Annotated in this window: 18 protein-coding genes and 1 pseudogene; 13 read left to right on the top strand and 6 right to left on the bottom strand. The window is 58.9% G+C overall.

Annotation, left to right across the window (positions count from 1 at the left end; translation table 11 throughout):
• Positions 1–334 precede the first annotated feature (334 nt).
• On the bottom strand, positions 335–748 hold the full coding sequence (locus BcanWU425_RS33660) for an RMD1 family protein (RefSeq protein ID WP_231189449.1): 414 nt from the start codon (positions 746–748) through the stop codon (positions 335–337).
• Positions 749–1,012: 264 nt separating this feature from the next.
• Between BcanWU425_RS33660 and BcanWU425_RS33655 the strand changes: the two genes are divergently transcribed.
• The 3 genes from BcanWU425_RS33655 (at position 1,013) to BcanWU425_RS33645 (ending at position 2,728) form a co-directional block, all read left to right on the top strand.
• Positions 1,013–1,756, top strand: a complete 744-nt coding sequence (locus tag BcanWU425_RS33655) for an energy-coupling factor ABC transporter permease (protein WP_231189447.1) — start codon at positions 1,013–1,015, stop codon at positions 1,754–1,756.
• A 67-nt stretch (positions 1,757–1,823) separates the two neighbouring features.
• Positions 1,824–2,219, top strand: coding sequence for a hypothetical protein (locus BcanWU425_RS33650; RefSeq protein WP_204513352.1), 396 nt, complete (start codon positions 1,824–1,826; stop codon positions 2,217–2,219).
• Positions 2,207–2,728 carry a thermonuclease family protein gene (locus BcanWU425_RS33645; protein ID WP_204513353.1) on the top strand — a complete coding sequence of 174 codons (522 nt, stop codon included), beginning with the start codon at positions 2,207–2,209 and terminating at the stop codon, positions 2,726–2,728. Before BcanWU425_RS33650 ends, BcanWU425_RS33645 begins: the two co-directional genes overlap by 13 nt.
• 658 nt (positions 2,729–3,386) lie before the next feature.
• On the opposite strand, the gene sugE is transcribed toward BcanWU425_RS33645, so the two are convergent.
• Both sugE and BcanWU425_RS33635 read right to left on the bottom strand, forming a co-directional pair.
• Complete coding sequence (gene sugE, locus BcanWU425_RS33640; RefSeq protein ID WP_204513354.1) at positions 3,387–3,701, bottom strand: quaternary ammonium compound efflux SMR transporter SugE; 315 nt, start codon at positions 3,699–3,701, stop codon at positions 3,387–3,389.
• Between the two features lie 92 nt (positions 3,702–3,793).
• A complete protein-coding gene (locus BcanWU425_RS33635) occupies positions 3,794–4,666 on the bottom strand; it encodes a radical SAM/SPASM domain-containing protein (RefSeq protein WP_210350941.1) in 873 nt (290 codons plus the stop codon).
• Between the two features lie 834 nt (positions 4,667–5,500).
• Between BcanWU425_RS33635 and BcanWU425_RS33630 the strand changes: the two genes are divergently transcribed.
• Complete coding sequence (locus BcanWU425_RS33630) at positions 5,501–6,847, top strand: IS5 family transposase (RefSeq protein ID WP_007605691.1); 1,347 nt, start codon at positions 5,501–5,503, stop codon at positions 6,845–6,847.
• A 553-nt stretch (positions 6,848–7,400) separates the two neighbouring features.
• On the top strand, positions 7,401–8,357 hold the full coding sequence (locus tag BcanWU425_RS33625; protein WP_204513356.1) for a response regulator: 957 nt from the start codon (positions 7,401–7,403) through the stop codon (positions 8,355–8,357).
• 284 nt (positions 8,358–8,641) lie between these two features.
• On the opposite strand, the gene BcanWU425_RS33620 is transcribed toward BcanWU425_RS33625, so the two are convergent.
• The 3 genes from BcanWU425_RS33620 to BcanWU425_RS33610 all read right to left on the bottom strand — a co-directional run bounded on the left by BcanWU425_RS33620 (position 8,642) and on the right by BcanWU425_RS33610 (position 11,456).
• Positions 8,642–9,085, bottom strand: a complete 444-nt coding sequence (locus BcanWU425_RS33620; protein ID WP_231189445.1) for a hypothetical protein — start codon at positions 9,083–9,085, stop codon at positions 8,642–8,644.
• Complete coding sequence (locus BcanWU425_RS33615; RefSeq protein WP_204513358.1) at positions 9,075–10,028, bottom strand: winged helix DNA-binding protein; 954 nt, start codon at positions 10,026–10,028, stop codon at positions 9,075–9,077. Before BcanWU425_RS33615 ends, BcanWU425_RS33620 begins: the two co-directional genes overlap by 11 nt.
• A gap of 75 nt (positions 10,029–10,103) precedes the next feature.
• Positions 10,104–11,456, bottom strand: coding sequence for a hypothetical protein (locus BcanWU425_RS33610; protein ID WP_231189443.1), 1,353 nt, complete (start codon positions 11,454–11,456; stop codon positions 10,104–10,106).
• 260 nt (positions 11,457–11,716) lie between these two features.
• On the opposite strand from BcanWU425_RS33610, the gene BcanWU425_RS33605 reads away from it, so the two are divergent.
• The 8 genes and pseudogenes from BcanWU425_RS33605 to BcanWU425_RS33570 form a co-directional block, all read left to right on the top strand.
• A complete protein-coding gene (locus BcanWU425_RS33605) occupies positions 11,717–12,799 on the top strand; it encodes a hypothetical protein (protein ID WP_204513360.1) in 1,083 nt (360 codons plus the stop codon).
• 103 nt (positions 12,800–12,902) lie between these two features.
• Positions 12,903–13,478, top strand: a complete 576-nt coding sequence (locus tag BcanWU425_RS33600) for a M12 family metallopeptidase (protein WP_231189440.1) — start codon at positions 12,903–12,905, stop codon at positions 13,476–13,478.
• Between the two features lie 20 nt (positions 13,479–13,498).
• Entirely contained in the window at positions 13,499–14,653 is a 1,155-nt protein-coding gene (locus tag BcanWU425_RS33595; RefSeq protein ID WP_231189437.1) for a S1 family peptidase, read from the top strand.
• Between the two features lie 11 nt (positions 14,654–14,664).
• Positions 14,665–16,011 (top strand): alpha/beta hydrolase, encoded by a 1,347-nt coding sequence (locus BcanWU425_RS33590; protein ID WP_231189434.1) that lies wholly within the window; start codon positions 14,665–14,667, stop codon positions 16,009–16,011.
• A 187-nt stretch (positions 16,012–16,198) separates the two neighbouring features.
• Positions 16,199–16,867, top strand: a complete 669-nt coding sequence (locus tag BcanWU425_RS33585) for a hypothetical protein (RefSeq protein WP_231189431.1) — start codon at positions 16,199–16,201, stop codon at positions 16,865–16,867.
• A gap of 347 nt (positions 16,868–17,214) precedes the next feature.
• The gene (locus BcanWU425_RS33580) at positions 17,215–17,565 is read left to right on the top strand and encodes a hypothetical protein (RefSeq protein ID WP_204513368.1); all 351 of its coding nucleotides are present in this window, start codon (positions 17,215–17,217) and stop codon (positions 17,563–17,565) included.
• Between the two features lie 259 nt (positions 17,566–17,824).
• Positions 17,825–19,024 carry an IS256 family transposase gene (locus tag BcanWU425_RS33575; RefSeq protein WP_204513443.1) on the top strand — a complete coding sequence of 400 codons (1,200 nt, stop codon included), beginning with the start codon at positions 17,825–17,827 and terminating at the stop codon, positions 19,022–19,024.
• A gap of 68 nt (positions 19,025–19,092) precedes the next feature.
• Positions 19,093–19,322, top strand: a pseudogene (locus BcanWU425_RS33570) (tyrosine-type recombinase/integrase); the annotation flags it as partial.
• Positions 19,323–20,135 lie beyond the last annotated feature (813 nt).

Raw genomic sequence — 20,135 nt, 5'->3', positions numbered from 1 at the left:
GGGTGAACGCTCTGCCGCGCGTCTGCCATACACGCATGATCGTTGATCGATTTTCCGGAGAATTGCGCCGGAAGTCGCCTCGCCTATTTGCTCGGTCGCGAGCCGCACCGGGATTTCGTCGAACCTCGCGTGCACGAGCACGGCGAAGGCTTCGCCAAAACACGCCGCCGCGTGCGCCGAACAGCGTGTTCCTCGCAACTACCCGGCCTGATACGTTAGTGAGCCCGCTCAAAGGCTAGGAAAGCGCCTCGCCTGCTGTGACCAGCCGCACTTCACTGAGCTGCTGCAATAATCTGACCGCATCCAATCGCAACTTTCGTCGCGATCAGCACGACTATAACCTTCCAGACGCAGCGAGCGCCGTGTCTCGATGATGTCCGTCGGGGCGTTGGCCGTCCGGAATGGCCCGCAGGTTGCGCTGGAGCATCTCAAGACGCTCCTTCAATTCGTATTGGTTAGTCAGCCGCGAATAGAGCCGCTCCAGCGCCGGCTTGCCCCAGAGTGCGTCGGGCTTCTCGGCAATGGCTGCGCGGCCCGCCACATGCTGCTGGACCAGGAGCGCATCGCCGATCAGCTGGAGAATGCCCTTGGGTCCTCGCGCGGTCGGCCGCGCTCGGCTAGTTCGAGTGCAAAGGGTGTCTTCGCGCCGGCGGCCGCAGGATTTCCAATTCAAGAAGGGAGGTAGAACGATTGTTCGAAACGGCACAGGTTGAGCAAAGACGGGGCACCGATGTGTGTTCAATTTCATCCAGAGTATGTCAGCTAGCTCACACCGCGAGCCTTGTGGGGACGGAAAACGTTTCAACGCGCAATCAGAGGCTTAAGCGCGGTGGCGGGGGTGGCATAGCTGTTGCTATCAAAGTCCCGCAGACCGAGCGGAGGCTGTGTGCACACCCGGTCCGATATGGCGGAAGCAGGACGTTAGCAGTCGACCGAGGTGCGGAAACTGAAATGCCGTTTCGAGCGGTCTACCACACAAGGCCGGAGTGGAAAGGCAAGAGGGACCTGGACCATGCATATCGAACCGGGAATAGTAACAGGCGCCAAGCTTGTGCTAAGCTGCGTGCTAGGCCTTGCGACGTGCTGCGTCGCCGCCAAGCTTCTGGTCGAGACTATGCGCGAGCGGGGCGCTCTGTCATTTGCCCTGCAAGCCATCGCCGCGACGCTTGTGTTCATGTTCTTCGAGAGTCTGCCGCACTTTGCTGTTGGGGTCTCCGAGGTGCGTTTCGTCCCCGGCTCGATGCTGTTTCTGTTGTTCGGCGCGGCGGCGGCTGCTTTTGGTCTTGCGCTCGGCCTGTTGCTGGAAAACATACTCTTTGTTCCGGCCGACCTGCCGCAATTTGGTATGAATGCCACGACGCTTCTGGTGCCGCTGTTTGCGATCCAGGCGCTCGCCAATCGCCTCATCCCGTCCAACACCGCGCATCGCGATCTGCAGTACAGCAAGGCGCTTGCCCTCTCGACGGCGTATCAGTCTGGTATCGTTGTCTGCGTCACGTTTTGGGCCCTCTACGGCGCGGGCTTCGGCGCCGCCAATCTTTATAGCATCGCATGGTTCGCGGTTTCCTACGCACTTGTGGCCCTGGTCCAGGTAGGGGTTGAGATGGCTGTGCTGGCGCTCGCGAAACAAGTTGGGCGGCGTGACTGCGGGCGGAGTCGTCGCCAACCGCCTGTAGAAGGCATGTTGCCGTTGATAACAACGATGGCCCTCGGAGCGCCCGTTTTGCTCCAGCGATGCATACACTTTCCCTTATAGTTGCCGTGAGCAGCGACCGCGGACGGCGCGTGCTCGCTGCTATCGGTGCCAGAAAGGCGGCGAGCTTATGCTCATTTCGGACAAGGCCACCAGGAATTCGTATGACGCGGACTTGCGGGCAGCGGTCTGCGCTTGCTTGATGGCTAATCAGCGTACGCGCACGACGGATTTCGTCCTGCCGGTGCGCGATGCAGTCGAGGCGGACTGCCGCAATGACGTGGAGCAATGGCCCCATTCGGTCAGCGCAGCAGGCGCGTCACAAACCATCGTGGGCGAGGTTGGACGCGAGGGAGGTGTTGCGCTGCTCATTCAGGGAGATTCATCTGTCGAGCGAGCTTACCTATTCAACATTAGCACCCTTCTGGGCACTGCGATCGAGCGCCTTTGGCCACTTGCCTATGCTCTGCTGCGCTCGGCCGGAATGTTCGCAGTTCGGAAAAGAAGATCGCTATGCCCGGATTGATCGTGGTGTTGACCATGTTCGCACTGTGCAGCATCGTGTTGGCCGGCCAGTTGACCGGGCGGGCAAAGGTCATCAACACCGACACCGTTGAAATCAACAGGACTCGCGTTCGGCTCTGGGGCATCGACGCGCCGGACAAGTCCCAAATGTGCAGAGATATCAACGGCAATCCATATCGATGTGGCCTCAGGGCCGTGCGCGACCTTGAAGGCTTCATTGCAGAGCGCGAAGTCAGTTGCCTGTCAGTGCTGCAGGATGAGTCTGGACGGACGATTGCGACCTGTTCAGCTGATGGCATGGATGTCGGAGAATGGTTGGTGCGCAATGGTCTCGCGTTCGATCAGACGCAATCTTCCACAGGACCATACCGGGCCGCGCAACGCGCCGCCGATCGTGCCGGACTGGGCTTATGGTCGGGCAGCTTTGCCGTACCTTCGTTATATCGAGCGTGCATTCGGTTGGGTGGTCGACCAGCCAGCTGTTCGGACGACACGAATGCACATCCTTGATGGCTGGCCCCTACACCAGAATACGCCGCAATCGGCTCCCGCGTGAGGTGACAGTCACGAGCGAGCTGGCTCGATCGGGAGTAAGTCCTCAACACTGCCGCCCAACCATGCGACGAGTAGGATGGTCTCGTACTCTTAGGCGGGATGGTCGGAACCAGTTCGGAGCAAACGAAGACGCTCTGCCGATCATATCGTCCTGTGATGCACCTTCTCCCCTGCAGCTCCGTAGAGCAGGCATCGCATGACTCGAGCAAGCGACCTTTCTTGGCCCGCGCCCCGGCGCATCAGCGGCATACCTGGATCCATTACTGTTCTATTCGTATTCGCGAGTTCGGAGGCGAATTGTTCGTGCCGCTCCGGGTGTTACATCGTGCCAGACGCCATGGCCGTGGGCACGCCGATTGTCGACGGGCGTATCGTCCTCACCATGGGCGTTCGCGTTGCGACACTGAGGCTCGCGGTCAACAGGTCTCGGCCCAGAGGGCCTGCATCGGCATCCGGTTCACGGCGACTTTCTTCGGCCATCATCACTGCTCCCTTCTCGGCGCCGCGCCCCTCGGCGGTGCGCTGGAACGCGCCCAGGTCGACAAACACGGCGGCCAGTCTCTGCGATCGTTGCGGCGCTGACCTGCTGTTGGTCAATGCTTCGATGTTTTCGTCAGGACACGAGCTTCAGCCCGACAATGCCGGCCACGATCAGTCCGATGCTGGCAAAGCGAAACGCGGCGGCCGGCTCCCCGAACAGGATGATGCCGAGCGCCGCGGTGCCGACCGCACCGATGCCGGTCCAGACCGCATAGGCAGTTCCAATGGGCAGCGTCTTCAGAGCAAGGCCGAGCAGGATCACGCTGCCAGCCATGGCCGCGAGCGTGAGCACGGACGGAACAAGCTTGGTAAAGCCCTGAGTGTATTTGAGTCCGATTGCCCAGGCGACTTCCAGGAGACCCGCGACCAACAAAATGCTCCAGGCCATGGCAACCCTCCGTTCATGGCGGGGTCGTCCCCGCGGCTGATGTGATGATGAGCGGCAAGGCCGTCCTCGCCTGGGCTCCCGATTCGTTTCGATCAGTCAGGGTCAACTGCTCTCAAGGATGAGCATTCCGACCTCAGTGGCTCGGCGAATTCACACGATCGACAAAGTAGAAAACCGTCCGCGCCGTTCATGCGACTGGTAATCCTGCAAAAAGCCGCCCCTTCGAAGAGATCCTTGTGTCTGTCGCGGAGAAGGTTGCCCAGAACGTGGCGTCGCTCAAAATCCATGCAGCAGAAGGTAACGTCGCCGTTTGGCAGAAGAACATTCCGATATTGCCGTTCGTCTGGACATCTCAACGCTCCAAGGATTGGCTGTCGTGCTTCAACCATCCTAAGCTCGCCGCTCCCAGGCCTGCTGCGCGGGGGACGCGAGCGAACGAGCGCTTCGTCAGGTATTATGTCGAGTAGTTCAGGATGCACCTCGCCCATGACTATGAAGAGCAGTGACGAAATGCCGGCATCAACAAGTTGGCGCATCAAATCGACATAGTTGCGTCTGACGAGACCACTGTCCATATGCGTGCCGTCGTCAAAAACGTGCACCAGGAAACCGCGGAACTGCAACGCACGCAAGCGTCTTAGATCCCGCCCATTCATTCCTACGAGGGTTGTGAAAATCCGGATTCCATGGCCACACGCGTAGGCATGCTCAACCATTTCGGTGCAAGCCGGATTGAGCCAAGGCTCCGAATACCCGGAAAAGCTGATGTCCACAGTTGCTGGTACGCGCGCCAGGCATCGCTTGAAATCCTGCAAAGAAAGATGCTTCACGTCGGATATAGCTCTTTGCCGTTCGGCGAACTTGTCCTGCGGGCAATAAGAACATCCGACGACACAGCCCGTTGTCGTGGTTACCTCCAAGACCCTGCCGCCACTAATTGCAGAGCGCAGCTCCTGTGCAGTCATCGATTGTATATTATCCACGTCCGCGCTCCGCCATTGGGAACAAAGAGATCTTGAGGGGGCACCCTCGCGTTGCATCCCTCATGTCGGTTCGCTCATGCATCATCCTCGGTTCGTCGCCCATCACCGCGACACTTCACGGTCGCAAGCCGCGGCCGCGATAGATGAAGACAGCGCCGACGGCTCACTCACCCTAGCGCCCCCAGTCCAGCAGGATCCGGTGGCTGCCGAGTGCACATGCATCGACGGCGTCGATCTAACCTCTCGCTTGTTCCAACAAGCATCACTCATGCCATTGGCGGTATTGTCCATAAGCCGACACATCCGCGATAACTGTCTTCGCAATGGCACAACGGAGGCGCAACTGCGATCGAAAGCGTACAATATGACGCTATGTACGATTCAAGCTCTCTCGAAATGAGTTGAATGGCCGCCTTCCTATGAAATGTGAGGCCGTTGCCGCCGCCCCGAGGGCCATGTCATCATCATCGACGTGCATCGGGACCGGCCGCGCGAAGTGCCGACTGGGAGTGCACTTTGCCGCAGTCAAGCGTGCGAATTCTTTACACGACTTCATGCAGCAAGTCGTGAATTTCAATAGTTGGAAACGCTATACAAGGGAGCGGCGTCGTCATGCTCTCCCATGCTCGGGAGGCGGCTGGATAAATAGTCGTCCGTGAACAAGGCTCTAAGCGATTGAGCAGGAGTCAGTTTTCCGGTTGCGGCGGCATTTGAGATTGCAGGGATTGGGGGCTTGAGGCCCCCAAATCTTGCAATTGTCGTTTGTGGATTCCCTTTCGCTGCGGACCATGATTCTGTGGTGCATCGGAGGGGCCGATGCGACCGAAGAAGCACAGGACGACGGGATCGAACGATCTGTTCCGGGCGCGGCTGGACCAGATCATCAACATGAAGCACGAGCTGGTTCAGCTCGCCGGCAAGATCGATTGGGACTGGATCGACGGCGAGGTCGCGCCGCTCTACAGCGAGAATGGCCGGCCCGGGATCGAGACCCGGTTCATGATCGGGCTGCTGTTGCTCAAGCACACTTACGGGCTGTCCGATGAGGGCGTTTGCGAGCGCTGGGTTCACGACCCGTATTTCCAGTTCTTCACCGGGCAAGAGTTCTTTCAGCATGCCTTCCCGCACGAGCGCTCGGACCTGAGCCATTGGCGCAAGCGGCTCGGCGACAAGTTGGAGCTGCTGCTGGCGGAGAGCCTGCGGGTGGCGCACGAGGCCGGCGCGTTACGCGGCCAGGACCTCAAGCGCGTCACCGTCGACACCACGGTGCAGCCGAAGGCCATCACCTTTCCGACCGATGCCAAGCTGCTCCATGCGGCTATCAAGGGGCTCAACCGCCTGGCGAGAAGGCACGCCGTCAGGCTGCGGCAATCCTATTCTCGTGTGGCCAAGGCCGCCGCGATGATGGCGGGCCGCTACGCCCATGCCAAACAGTTCAGCCGGCATCAGCGGCAGTTGCGCATTCTGCGCAGCCGGCTCGGCCGCATCATCCGCGACATCCGCCGCAAGATCGAGGGCCAGCCGGCATTGGAGGAGGCATTCGCCCTCCCGCTTGGCCGGGCCGTGCAAATCCGCTCGCAGCAGCAGCGCCAGCGCGGCTGGAAGCTTTATTCCTTCCATGCCCCGGAGGTGGAATGCATCGGCAAAGGCAAGGCCGCCGCGCCTTACGAGTTCGGCGTGAAGGCCTCCATCGTCACCAACAACCGCCGGGCGCCCGGTGGCCTGTTCGTACTGCACGCCAGGTCGCTGCCCGATAATCCCTACGACGGTCATACCCTGCGGGACGTCATCGACCGCACCGAGGCGCTCACTGGCTGTCCGATCGAGCGGGCCTATGTCGACAAGGGATATCGCGGCCACGACACGCAAAATCCCCGTCGCGTCTTCATTTCGGGCCAGAAGCGCGGCGTGTTCGGCGCCATCAAGCGCGAGCTCCGGCGCCGCTCCGCCATCGAGCCCATCATCGGACATCTGAAGGCCGAAGGTCACCTTGGCCGCTGCTATCTCAAAGGCCGCGCCGGCGACGCCGCCAACGTCGTGCTCTCAGCAGTCGGCCACAACTTCCGCCGTATCCTCGCCTGGCTCAGAGAACTCTTGTGCCTCTTCCTGATCCAGCTATCGCATACGCTTGCCTGTCCGCTCCCGCTCAATTCGGCTTCTTAACGGACGACTAAATATCCGGGCGCCAGCGCTACGGCCGGACTTGCGAGGCGTCTTCTCGATGATGGTCCAGAACAGGAGTGGGGCCGCGCTGGCCTTGCGTACGAATGTTCCGCCCTACTGGCTTTTGACTTTTTCTAAACCGCTGGCAAGTCGGCGGCGCTAGTAGGGCACGGGCGACTTCACCTATATCTACGATATCGCGATGGGCAGTTTCACGGTTGGCTCGGGCGCGGTTCGCTCATCGTCTTTCACGGGGGGCAGTTCACCGACAACCCCATTGCGGTGTTCATCGGACAAAACTCGAGTGGCACGCGCAATTTCGCTTCGACTCCGAGCGTCCTGCCGACCTTGATGCGCTTCTCGCTCGGTGTCGCGTACAACGACGTCCTCAACCGACTTCGATAGCCGCACGCTTGCCGCTTGGTCATGTCCTCGATGCCCTGGCAGCTTAGTGTTTCGTTTACCAATCTCAGGTAGGAAATTGTGCGTTATGTAGGGTATGGGGGCCATGTGCCCTAATTGTGGAGGTCGCTATGACTGCGGACGAGCCATCTTGGAAGATGTTGATCGCCTTCTTGACGGTAATCACGCTCTCCACGGTTTTGCTTCACGCTGGGCACAAGCCGGAGATCGCGATCATGCCGTGCTTTCTGTTGTCGATGCTGATGCAGGGGCGGCTGACCGAGTGATGGCTTCGACCAAAAAGCCTACCGATCTCGCAGACAAGAGTCCTTCCGGTCCGGCCGATGTGATGCGTGCCCCCCGCATCCTAATCGTCGATGACGATAAGGCTGATGCAGATCGCATTGGAACGGCGTTAAAAAATCCCCTGACGAAAATTGGGCAGCTTGATTGCAAGATAGAGTGGGTCAACGACGTAGCAAGCGCTCGCCAATATCTCGAGAAAGATGATATCGACTTGTATTTCCTTGACCTTGATATCTCGGAATACTGGGGAAAGCCGACCGACAAGGAAACGGGCAAAGCTTTCGTGAAAGCTGTAATCAACAATACGAATGCTGGCATCATCGTATGTTCTAATCTGCCGATTGACGAGGAGGCGCCACCTCTCATCGAGTATGGAGCAGATGATTACGTCGAAAAATCCTACGGCTTCATGGCAATCGCACCCCGGGCAATGTCGGTCTGGCGAAGAACGCATACCGAGAGGCGTTCCAAGCAATCGCATTCCGGCCGGAGGTTTCGGATCGGGAATTGGATGTTCACGATTGGTGATCGTCAGATTACCGATCGTTTGGGGATCTCCAAGCGGCTTTCGATAACCGAACACATTTTCCTGCGCCATCTCTGTGCGGTGCAGGGTCATGCTATCGATAGCGAAGTCTTCAACATCGAGGTGCTGCGTAGAGAGAAAGGTGATAAGCACGTTCGACTGGACGTCTTCGTGCCAAGGCTTCGCGCCAAGTTGAACAACACGATCGACTTGGTTCCCCAAGGGCGAACGGGGATTTACAGGCTCTTGGACGTTGAAGAAGTGTTCTCCTTATAGTTTGCTATGGCGCCTTGAGTGTAGTTTTCAATTTTTGAAGATCCCAATACGGATCGATGAACGGGCACTTGTAGTTGGGTCCGATATATTCCCTCTCGGCGTCATCAAAGAAGATCCGAGCCGCACCATGAGACTCCTCAGGTATGATCAGGAAAGCGGCGTCCTCTTGTATAAAGTCTAGGTCGCCGACGTGCCACCACTCTCGTTGCCATTCGAAGAAGTAGGTGGTTTTGCCTGGTGCCTGGCTGGCAGCCGACCACCTCGAGCCCTCGCTTTCGCGAGCGTCAGCCGATTCTTTCCAAATAGGCCAGACACTTTTCGAGGTTATCCTTGGCTTCGCTTAAAAGCCTCTTCGTCTCGCCCAGTCGCTTGAAGTCAGGTTTCACCGGGCCGGCACCCACCGCGCTTAAGTGATGGCAAACAGTCGTGAGATCGCTAGACATATCCTCGAGAACGAAAGCTATATTTTCGAGCGGCACTAGCCCCGAAAAAAAGGTGTTGGATACAGTGTCGTCCTGGCCGGTCGGCCCCTCGAACCTCACCTCGACGAGCGGGACTAGGACATCGCGATTGTCACGCGCAGCTCTGCCCATACTCATGACCAGCGAGCTGAATGTCGCCGAGATATATGTAAGCCGGTCGACCAGGGCGCTTCCATACAACATGACAGCGTCGGGATCGCTTTGCACCTCACCCGGCTTCGAAGCACTAAGATCTTCATTCGACATGTTCGGTGTCCTCTCCCTGCAGATGCAGGATCCCCACGGGGAATGAGACGGCTTTGGCACTCGTCATGGGTTCTATCGTGTAGGAGCCGTGCGCTTCGGCCTTTTTTGCCTGTACGACAGCGACGGTAAGAGCTTGATAGGAGCTTTTCGTCCTCGCCTTCATATATCCGGGCGCGGCGGGTGCCGGCCCATGGAAATGGAGCAGATAGTCCTCCATCGCTCGCCGGACGCCGACAGCGCTCGCGTTCAGCGTCCCAGCTGTGGCGTGCGATGAGCCCTGCATTGCCAAATCAATAAAGGTGCGAACAACCGTGTCTGCATCTGCTGCTAGGTGGAGCGGGTGGGCGGCTACCGGAAATTTGTCTCGAACGAGATGGGTTGACCCGCCACGCTCCTTCGCTTCGCGCTTTTCTAGCGCAAGCAAGCCGTCACGCGTCAGCGCGAAATGAGCGAATTTGCCCTGTGTTGTTCGCTCCACGAAACGCGCATTCGTCATGAGGCGGAGGATACGGCTGAGATTTGCATCTCTCAGAGACAACCTCTTTGCGATCGCTGCCTTTTCCATCTGGCCCGACGGTGTGTCGCGGAGTAACGCAAGTATTGCGACGACGTGCTGACGATGCATGACCTCGTCCGGACGCGCGAGCTTCGAGGTATTGATCGACATCTGCAGAAGGTCGTAGAATGCTCTGAAGCGCTCCGCATAGGCAGCATTCCTTGGTCCGAGTGTTGCGCTCATCCGACGCAAGATATCGAACCATTCCCGCAGCTCAGGGTCACGCCGACGGCTTTCAAGGGCGTTCCAAACCCACGCCCCGAGTGTTGCATAGAGGCGCTCCAAGCTTCTTTCGGAGCCCTCTTTGAGGAGGTCCGAAATGACACGCCGTGCCTCGCTCGCCGTCGCTTCGCCCGTCTCTATCTTTTCCAATGCTACGTCCGACATGGGCTAGCCCTACACCACAACCATTAAGAACGTTTTACAACGATTTACTCTGATTTTAGTCCCCGAATCTAGGTGTCAAGGGCCCCATTTGTAGGCAGCCCAAACGCTTTTTTGACCGAGTTCCTCGAGAGAAACCGCGCTGGGTTCCTTCAGAAGCGGTAGGACGCTACCTATTCTGTGATCTTTGAGCGCTGTTTGGGTCGGATGCTGCACCACGAAGCTACGGGTGCCGAACCGCACCTCAACCTGAGCCGCAGTGATCTGGTGGCCGTGCATCGTGCGGTCGTTTCCCATCGAGGGGACAAGCATCACGTCCACATCGAGTTCGCTGAAGGGTGTCTCGCAGACGTCACAGAAATCCAGGCAAATGGCGATCCCAATCAAAGCGCCTTCGGTTGCCAGGACACATACGCGGTCACCCGCAGCGATGTTTTCCGTTCCCCAACCATCGTCCGCGTACGGGGCGATCTTGTCGTAGATCAGGCGCTCCTCTCCATAGCCGTTGTAGATCCGGGCTCGGTTGACGATCCCACGGTCGGTTGTCTCGTGCCAGGTCCCTGGAATCAGAATTTCGGGAGCTTCCAGCTCGTCCGTAATGTCGCGATCTCGAACGAGCTTGAGGATCTTCTCGCGCAATTCCGGCGAGACGGTTAACTCGGGCCACACAATCGCGATGCAGTTCTCCTTCAGAGCCTGACTGATCTGCTGAGAAATCGTGTCCTCAGCTAACGGCACCTCAATGCCCGAGATGATGAAGCGCTTATCGCCCTCTGTTGAACAGAACTCTGGCTCGAGCTCTAGTGGCTTGAACAGGCAAGCGCCCATCTTCCATTCGCTCACATCCGGTGCGGTACTATGCAATGTGCGAGTATCCACGACCTGGACAGGATAGCCCTGTATCACTGAGGGCAAGATCCGATGAAAGAGCAGGCCTCGTTTTGAGTAGGCCTGCAGCCTTCGAGCCGGACGCAATGCGCTCACGCCCTGCCGCGGAATGAACCAACATCTAAGCTGCTCGACGTGCCACTCACTCGGCGCGATCGGCCAATGAGTCCGCCGATCAGCAAGCGCACGATCGAGTTCCCGTATCAGGCCGCCCATTCTTACGGCCGCGAGTTCAGGCGTCTCATCGGACAGCGACCAAGAGAGATGCCCATCTCCTATTGCGCCGGTGAAGCTCTCTCGTGCGTCCTCGATTCGCTTTTCTGTAAGATTTCGGTAGGCCTTGTGCACGCTTCCCGGAGCATTCCGAAACAGCGTATCGAGCTCGATCAGAGCTTTCCTGAGATCATCCCGACTGGCCTTCGTGACTAGCTCCTGCCGCGCGGCAAGCTCCCGCGCCTCCTTCTTCCAGGCATCAAAAACTGACGTTTCGGCTCGGCTGTCCACGCGCCCAGGCAAAATTTTCGTCCCAATCACCACCACCAATATATTCCATCGATAGGCGTGCGCCGACGATTTTGCAATCGGCCCGACCAGTTGCTCACACTTGTCGGCCGGTGCCGAGCCGCCACAAGTGACTCGCTTTCGCAGAAGTGTACGACCGCAGTGAAAATCTGCGCAAAACCGAGTGGGGACAACGAAAAGCTGCATTGTTGTCACGATGCTATTGACGAACCCATGCGGACTGTTTTTCAATGTGCACGGGAGATCCGCGGGTGCTCAGGCACGCGGACGGGGGCGTTCATATGGGGATATTCAGCCGAGCCGCGGCTGGCATTGGCATCTGCCTTGCCGTGGGCGGGTGCACCAGCCTGTATCATATTCATGACCCGCAGACAGGTGTGATCACGGTGGGTGAGCTGCCGTACTTTCTCAAGTCGATCAGGTGTGAGGTCGTGACTTTCTACCAGCTCGAACGCGAGAGGCGAAAGGAATACCTGAAGATCTACAAGAGGCGGCCTGAAGAGGCGTTCGATAGGTACGCTCATTTCGACATCGACCCCTTCCTGTACGGCACATTCTTTCTGGAGTTGAAGGTGACCGATACCGGCGGGCTCGGATCCGGTACAGCATTCGACTACAAAAGGATTCTGAGCGTGAGCAGTAATGACGTGACCCATGTGGGCCCCACTGCTTCAGCCCAGGATACCTATGACCTGATCTGGTCATTTCTGATGAAGCAGAACGCCCAGCTAGCGTCCGATACGGCGCCGGCGCCGGCGGATCCAGCAAGGTATGAGCGTGGCTGCTATCGAGGAGCGCCTGCGGACCTGATCGAACTCGAGGGCCTCGCCGAGCATAAGTATCCGGACCGCGCCGCCTACAAGCGCATCATTGTCGATGCATCCAAGCCGCTCGCAGCTTGGTTACGGGACAACGCGATCCTCATAGCCGCCAACAATCTCACGCCGGCCATGCCTTCGGAGAGCGCGGAGCCGGCGCAAATGACGTACACGTTTTCAGTCCAGGTTACTGGCGGCGTCGAGGCAAAATACTCTCTCACCTCGTCGCGCTGGACGCCTGCTGCAGTCCAGGCGTCGGCCTCCGCTCAGCAATTCAGTAATCTCGGAATCTACATCAACGGTCCGAATGCCGTCCTTGCTAACGGAGCCAAATCCGGGTCCGCCGGCTATGCGGACAAAACGCCGCCGCTTGGATCAAAGGACAATCCAATTTACACGGCACCCTCGCCGGGAGGAGAAAAGTCGCAGGAATTCCCGGGAGCAGCCGGGTCCACCGGGCGCCGTACGGGCGCTGGGCCTCGGACAAATGGTTTCATTGTGGCGCCAGTGCCTGTGTTCCCGCCGACCCCTACACCGACGCAGTAGGAAAATGTTTCGCCTGTGGCCGCCCAGACTCGTTCTGTTGCTCGTCCTCTTGTTCTGCTGGGGGGCGAACGCTCAACCTGCGCTTCCTTCGGGAGTCTCCGAAATGGAATTGTACGGCACGGTCATTCGCGGCTCGAAATGGGACATCAAAGAGATACCGGTCTGCTGGGAAAACCTGCAGCCGAAGGATCAAAAGTATGCCGATCTTGTTCGAAAAGCGGTTGCGGAAACGTGGGAGACTGCGGCGCAAGGTGGCGTGCGGTTTTCGAAGACCTGGCCGTCCTGTACCGACGGCGCGCCGGGTGTGCACGTGCGAGTCTCTGATGAGGGTGCCCACACCGACGTCGTCGGCAAGTATCTCGACCGCAAGCCATCGGGCATGACTCTCAATTTCAGTTTCGATCATTGGAGCAAGGGCTGTCGAAATAGACGCGAGTTCTGCATTCGTGCGGTTGCAGTCCACGAGTTCGGACATGCTCTTGGTTTCACCCATGAACAGAACCGCGACGATGCGCCGGAGCAGTGCCGCAACGAGAAAGCTTCTGGCTCGGTCGGCGATTATAAAGTCACCAAGTACGACCCCAATTCCATAATGAACTATTGTAATCCAGCATGGAACGGAAACGGACAGCTCAGCCCTCTCGATATCGCCGCTGTCAGGACATTCTATCCCTCCTGACACTCGGCCCTTTGGTATTCATGGGCGCTCCCGCGCAGGCGGATCGTGCGGCAGTGCAAATTGCTGCGCGTTACAACGTCAGGACGGTTCACGTCCAGTTCGTTGGCGTGATGTACAACGACAAGCAGGAAGTCGGCGGCGGCTCCGGGCTGCTCATCGGCGACAGCCTCGTGCTGACCAACAGCCATGTGATCGGACGCGAGGAGAACTATAAGAGCTTCGAAGTCAATGCCCGTCTCGGGTCGCGCAATGCGAACCCGATCAAAGTCACTGCGGTTCATCGCGACGATGCCAGAGACTTGGCTCTTCTCGAGCTGTCGCAGTCCGCCGGAAACAGCGGAGGCGCCTCTCGTTGTCCGATGCCCGTGATCGATGACAACCAGCAAGCCCCGATGGGGACTCAGCTTTATCTGCTCGGTTATCCGCTCGATCTGGATCTGAGCATATCGAGCGGTCTGATAAGCAACCAGACTAGCCCGAACGGTCGCTGGCAAACGAACACGGTCATGAACGTCGGCAATAGCGGCGGCCCCGCATTCAACGAGTTCGGCGCCCTGCTGGGGATCGCAGTTGGCGGCATCGTCAAGTGGAACGAGGCGGATGTTTTTGGCGTCAACTTCATCATTCCCGCCACCGTGATTACTGCAAGCCCCCTGTACAGCATGATCGCGGCCATTCCGCAGCCGTCTGTTTGCTGGACCAAGTGGGTCGAGACAACGATCTCGTTTGAGAACTGGACCAAACTGAATTCCACCCATGTGCAGACGCAAGCCAATGCCGGCGTGAAGATCCCCGAAATCCTCTCCGGAGCGATCCATACGCTTCTGCCCGAAGACCGCCGCCTCATCGTGAACGTCCCGGTGTCGCAGCTCGTCGACCCGAAGCTGATCGAGCGGGCGTATACGGTGGACAAAACCAAGGACGATCACCCGGTCGTATTTGCGGAGCATTCGGCGGACTACGCCGAGACTTTCCCTGCTGAGCCCGGCTACCGCATCACAGGGTGCACGTGGCACGTTGAGACCGCCAATGGTGCCAGCAATATCGGTTGCGCGATCAACGGCGGCGGGGCGGAGGTTCGCTTCACCTACAAGCTTACCAGCGGACCTGCTGTCGACAGGTATCGCGGATGGCTGGGCGCTACGGTCAACGTTTCCCAAACCCTTGCAAAGTAGGTAGCTGATCGATGGTCATGCTCGTCTTGCCAATTCGAGGTTCGAACCGGTTGCATCGGCTCGGCCACGCGTTCCAGCAGCTTCGAACAGTGCTCATTGCCTTGTTTTGCGCGCTCGCGACCGGTTGCGCCCACCAGGGTCCGGCCTCGCAGCAGGCCAACCGGCATATACAGAAGGCGCCCCAGAAACATGAGAGCGCGTTCAAGAAATACGGCTATCGCTATGGCCCCGGGTACTACCACCATGTCCGGCACTATCATGCCTATCGGCCGTGGCGACGGACAACCGGTGAGGCGAGCGAGGAGGCGCCTCCCGACAAACGCAGCACCGGAGCCGCGGTGGTGGTCAATAGATCTGTGATTAAGGGGTTGGTACCCGTCTACTTCGCCACCAATCGCGTGGTGACCGGTGGGTCCGGTCTGGAATTGACCCAGATCTCCTATAGTCGTGCGGCCACCAACACATTTGGCTGCGTGACGGTTAGCATTCCCATCGTTCACAAGATGGGAGAAGTCGAAACGCCGAAGACAAGCTGGTTCGGGATGCGCAAGGAGGCGGAGGCCGATGGAAAGCACTTCCGAATCCAGAAGCTCGATCGTCTTTCTCGTGAGGAGTTTGCTTCCGCTATCGCAAATCCGGCCGACAGCCTGATGCTCTTTGTGCACGGCTACAACGTTGCCTTTTCGGACGCAGCCTTCAAGGCGGCTCAAATTGCTTTCGACGCGAACTACAAAGGCCGTGTCATGATGTACTCCTGGCCGTCCAAGGGCGGAGTGAAGGACTATGACTACGATCGGGAGAGTGCTTTGTACGCTCCGGATGGCTTGTTCGATCTCCTCCAGCTCATTAAAACGGCGGGCAAAGTGTCACGGATTATCGTGATTGCGCATAGTCTGGGCAGCGAGGTGGTTTTGGGCGCCTTGCAGCAAGCCGCGCTGAGCCAGACGGCGCTCGGGATTACTGAATTGATTTTTGCGGCCCCGGACGTCGATCGCGACATTTATCTTCAGCGCGCGAGCCAAATCAAGGCAGCGGCGGGCGCGGTGACGCTATACGCGTCCTCGACGGATCTCGCGTTGCTCGCCTCCATGGAGAAAGCGCAATCCACGTCGCGAATGGGGTTCGTAACCAAGAGCGGGCCAACTCTCGTGCCCGGTATCGAAACGGTCGATGTTTCTGCTGTGGGAAGCGAAATGTTTGCTCTAAATCACAGTACGTACTCAACCAGCCGCGCGGTTCTCGATGACATAGGCCGGATCATCTCGTCTTCGACGCATCTTAAACCCCCGCAGCGGACGCCGACCCTGCGATCGATGCCCGACGATTCGAATACGACTTATTGGATGTATCCATATTAAGAATCGCTCTTCGATCAGCAAACGACCGTACAGCGCCCCAGGCGCCGCCAGATTGTCATCCCCTCCGCTGATTCCGACCAGCTATCCAGACGCATCCCTGCCCGCCCGCGAGCGCATCGAACCGGGTGCCGGGTCCGCGGATTCGTTGATCGGGACTGGATCACCAACTTTGAGTCGGAGGCTCCTTATGAACATGTTCGTCTCGTCTGCGGCAGCGGCGGGCGCGCCAGCCGTCGCCATGAACTTGGCTCCCCATGAGCCTGTCGTCGACCACCAGGGCATTTTGGCCCGGGTTGAGCAAATCGTCGACGTGCTGCGGACCCGTTATATTTGCGAAGGCTGGCAAATGGACGAGGACGGGGCAGCGCGCGCTTTGAACTATTTCCGTCGGCATGTGGAGGGGCCCGGTTTCAAGGAAGAAGACGAGGACACGCTTGAATTCACTCGCGTGCTGGAATTCTTCAGATCGCATGGTCAATCTCTCGATTGGGCGCACGACGGCGATCTCGCTGAAATGATTTGTAGGCTGGCGAAAGTATCCCCGCGTGGAGGCGCTTTGGGCGCCAGCTGCGTCAAGGCCGACCCGACCTTCGCAGAAATCGAGTCTCATAAGAAAGCGAGTGCAGACTACTCGGCTGCAATTCGCGATGTGGTACCAGGCACCCTTGATCCGGATACGGTGAAGGAAGAGACGTTCGGCGACCGAGAGGCTGAAGTCCGTCACGAACTCGCCACAAGCGTTCCGACAACGTTGCCCGGACTGCTCGCGATGCTGACCTACGTCGAGGACGTCTCCAGCGGAAAGTATTCGGCAGCGGACGGCCGGACAATGCTTTTGACAGGAACGACCTTTTGAACGTCATCGTCAGCGCGCAAGATTGCCTTCGTGACCACTCAGCCGGCTCTGCCGTCTGACGCCCACCGGCTTGGATGAATCGATGCCCGGTTCGCGCCGGCGGGCTTTCGACCGTCTAGTCCGCCCAAACTGTGGCAGCTATTCCCGACAGGGCTGTTTCCGAGTGAACCTGTGGGCGAGCTGGGGACAACGGAATGAAAGGCTGAGAATGTGGCTTTGCGGGCCTAAACCCGGCTAACGCCAAATCAGCAACACACGGAGTCTCGCATGTCTATTGGACCGCACAGCGTGAAGCCCGCTGACATTCGGAAGACCGTGGACGTTCTAATCGCTGCCTGGAATCCAGCGTGTTGAAGTTGATCGCGGCGGCAAGATCACCGTTACCACCGGGAAACACCCGCCCGCGGGTGCGGTTCAGGCGACCGCGGATTGAGGGAACGGGTATGATCTCGCTAGTATTCGAAGATGTGGTTGGGGAAGCCGTCAAGATGCTGAGGTCGACCGACCGATTCCCTCATCGCCGAAAGATCACCTCCAAGACCTTCGCCGACGCAAGATCCTTCAATCTAATCTCAGGCACGCTGTTCAATTTGGTGCCTGCCGGCGGCGGCTGGACTGTCGGGGATCACAGGCTTGCGCACGAAGCTATCGGCCAAGAACTTCTGGTGCAAAATGCGACCATTCAGATGGTTTGCTGAAATGCGTGAGCAGATGCGTAAGCCAGCACTCAGACGCCGCCTGAATGCTGGCGCCGCAGCGCTAGAAGCCCGCGGGTGCGCACGCCATCGAGCTCGGCAAGAGGTCGTGTCCCCGGTGGTGGTGTAGCTCGGTAGAGCAAAGCCGCCCGGACGCGCGCCTTCAAACAGCGCCGTAGCGGGCGGGCGGCTTTGCGGTGGTCACCGGCAGTTCTCCGGTAGGATCGGGTTGCGATACGCCAACGCAACCGAGGAACCACCGATGACCGACGACATGATGAACCTGCGCACGCTCGTGGAGAAGACCCCTGATGCCGATCTCTTGCGCGAGATGATTGGCTTTGCCGCCCAGCGCCTGATGGAGCTGGAAGTGGGAGGCCAGACGGGGGCGGCCTACGGCGAGAAGAGCCCCGAACGTCTGGCCCAGCGCAACGGCTACCGGGACCGGATCTGGGAGACCCGCGCCGGTGCGGTTGAGCTGCGGATTCCCAAGTTGCGCAAAGGCTCCTACTTCCCTGGCTTCCTGGAGCCGCGCCGCATGGCCGAGAAGGCGCTCACTGCCGTGGTGCAGGAAGCCTATGTGCAGGGCGTCTCGACCCGCTCGGTGGACGATCTGGTGCAGGCGATGGGCATGACCGGCATCTCCAAGAGCCAGGTCAGCCGGCTGTGCGGCGAGATCGATGACAAGGTGAAGGCCTTCCTCGCCCGTCCGATCGAGGGCGACTGGCCGTATCTGTGGATCGACGCCACCTACGTGAAGGTGCGCCAGAATGGCCGCATCGTCTCAGTCGCGGTGATTGTCGCGGTCGGCGTCAATAGCGACGGCCGACGCGAGGTCCTCGGCATGGACATCGGCCCTTCCGAGGCCGAGACGTTCTGGACGGCGTTCCTGCGCAAGCTCGCCCGCCGCGGCCTGCGCGGCGTCAAGCTGGTCGTGTCCGACGCCCACGAAGGCATCAAGGCCACCGTCGCCAAGGTGCTCAATGCCAGCTGGCAGCGTTGCCGCGTCCACTTCATGCGCAACGCGCTGGCGCATGCTGGCAAGAGCGGGCGGCGCGTCGTCTCCGCCTTCATCGCCACCGCCTTTGCTCAGGACGACGCCGAGGCCGCGCGAACCCAGTGGCGCAAGGTCGCCGACCAGCTCCGCCCCAAGCTGCCCAAACTTGCCGGCTTCCTCAACGAGGCCGAGACCGATGTGCTCGCCTACATGACCTTTCCGCCACAGCATCGGACCAAGCTGCACTCGACCAACCCGATCGAGCGTCTCAACGGCGAGATCAAACGGCGGACCGAGGTGATCGGCATCTTCCCCAACGAGGACGCCATCACTCGCCTCATCGGCGCGATCCTGCTCGAACAGAATGATGAATGGGCCGTCCAGCGTGCCCGCTACATGACACTGGAAACCATCGCGCCGTTGAGCGATGATCCGAGCGTCAGCATCACGGCTATCGCCAGCTGACCAGCCCGGCTCCAGCCGGCGAACGCGGTGGCCCGCCGCCACCTACACCACGCCACGGGACACGATCCGGCAAGATCGCAGGCAATCCCTGTGAAGGCATTAGCACCTCTACAACAACGATCGTTCGGAGATCATCTGGACCGACTCTGACGTCGCGCGGATCAGGAAGGCCTGCTCTGCCGAAATCGCCCACGCCGTTGATCTGGCCGGGCATACTGGCTTGCGCCTAGGCGACTTGCTGCGTTTGTCCTGGTCTCATGTTGGCGAGGACGCGATTGTGCTGACGACCGGCAAGACGAGCACACCGATTCAGCAGGCCCACCAGTACACTGAATTGTTTGTCAGGGATCGGTCGAAAGCGGGCGATTCGCGTTGTATGTGGGCAACGACCACGTTCAAACTGCCCACGATCTTGTACCACTCGAACAGTATCGCCCTGTAGTCGCCTGTACAATGATTACCTTTTCGTCGGCGAACGAAGGCGGTCTGGGCAGCAGGTCAAACTTCGGTTCGTCGCTCATAAGCACATCCTAGCGTAGACATCTCGTCGCGCCCCCTCTCCAAATTTCTACCGATTGTTATATTTCCTCGGGCGAGGCTGGTTGGACCCGGACACATCTAATTTTCGCACAATAAGACAACGCGACCGCCGTTGTCCGCTGCCCTGGCAGCGTCACAGCAATGATGGCCGCACTCATAGTGGTCGTTTGCTGTCAGCGTTCACAGAGCGCGTTGACGCCACGGCCCCCAGCGGCTGACATTGATGAAACCTCAAAGCGCTGCAACAGATGCTGCTCTGCAATAGAAACACCCATTGGTTGTCGCACGATCATCGTTATAGGATAGGTGTGGCTTTTGGGCCGTGGATTTTCCTAGCTTCAGTTGTTGTCGATCCAATTTGTCGAGAAGGATCAAAAAATGCTTCGAGGGCGTGCTGTCGTTAAGCCGTTTTCCATAGCAATCTTACTCTCGCTAGTCGCACTTGGCTGCTGGCCGGTTCTCGCCGAGCGACCTCGCCGGTCGGCGGACGCGCCCAAATTGCTTGAACGGCAAAGATGTTTTTTCGGGATTACCCTCTTAAGGCACGAGCCGAAAAATGTGTCTGTGGAGC

Source organism: Bradyrhizobium sp. WU425 (assembly GCF_021052305.1).
In the GTDB taxonomy this organism is placed as follows: Bacteria; Pseudomonadota; Alphaproteobacteria; order Rhizobiales; family Xanthobacteraceae; genus Bradyrhizobium; species Bradyrhizobium canariense_D.
This window is presented reverse-complemented; position numbering and strand designations above follow the sequence as displayed.

Bases quoted from the DNA above. Each gene is read 5' to 3' on its own strand.
- BcanWU425_RS33615 (WP_204513358.1), bottom strand. From the start codon at position 10,028: ATGTCGGACGTAGCATTGGAAAAGATAGAGACGGGCGAAGCGACGGCG.
- BcanWU425_RS33635 (WP_210350941.1), bottom strand. From the start codon at position 4,666: ATGACTGCACAGGAGCTGCGCTCTGCAATTAGTGGCGGCAGGGTCTTG.
- BcanWU425_RS33660 (WP_231189449.1), bottom strand. From the start codon at position 748: ATGAAATTGAACACACATCGGTGCCCCGTCTTTGCTCAACCTGTGCCG.
- BcanWU425_RS33630 (WP_007605691.1), top strand. From the start codon at position 5,501: ATGCGACCGAAGAAGCACAGGACGACGGGATCGAACGATCTGTTCCGG.
- BcanWU425_RS33655 (WP_231189447.1), top strand. From the start codon at position 1,013: ATGCATATCGAACCGGGAATAGTAACAGGCGCCAAGCTTGTGCTAAGC.
- BcanWU425_RS33575 (WP_204513443.1), top strand. From the start codon at position 17,825: ATGACCGACGACATGATGAACCTGCGCACGCTCGTGGAGAAGACCCCT.
- BcanWU425_RS33620 (WP_231189445.1), bottom strand. From the start codon at position 9,085: ATGTCGAATGAAGATCTTAGTGCTTCGAAGCCGGGTGAGGTGCAAAGC.
- BcanWU425_RS33595 (WP_231189437.1), top strand. From the start codon at position 13,499: ATGGGCGCTCCCGCGCAGGCGGATCGTGCGGCAGTGCAAATTGCTGCG.
- BcanWU425_RS33585 (WP_231189431.1), top strand. From the start codon at position 16,199: ATGAACATGTTCGTCTCGTCTGCGGCAGCGGCGGGCGCGCCAGCCGTC.
- BcanWU425_RS33600 (WP_231189440.1), top strand. From the start codon at position 12,903: ATGGAATTGTACGGCACGGTCATTCGCGGCTCGAAATGGGACATCAAA.
- BcanWU425_RS33590 (WP_231189434.1), top strand. From the start codon at position 14,665: ATGGTCATGCTCGTCTTGCCAATTCGAGGTTCGAACCGGTTGCATCGG.
- BcanWU425_RS33650 (WP_204513352.1), top strand. From the start codon at position 1,824: ATGCTCATTTCGGACAAGGCCACCAGGAATTCGTATGACGCGGACTTG.
- BcanWU425_RS33645 (WP_204513353.1), top strand. From the start codon at position 2,207: ATGCCCGGATTGATCGTGGTGTTGACCATGTTCGCACTGTGCAGCATC.
- BcanWU425_RS33605 (WP_204513360.1), top strand. From the start codon at position 11,717: ATGGGGATATTCAGCCGAGCCGCGGCTGGCATTGGCATCTGCCTTGCC.
- sugE (WP_204513354.1), bottom strand. From the start codon at position 3,701: ATGGCCTGGAGCATTTTGTTGGTCGCGGGTCTCCTGGAAGTCGCCTGG.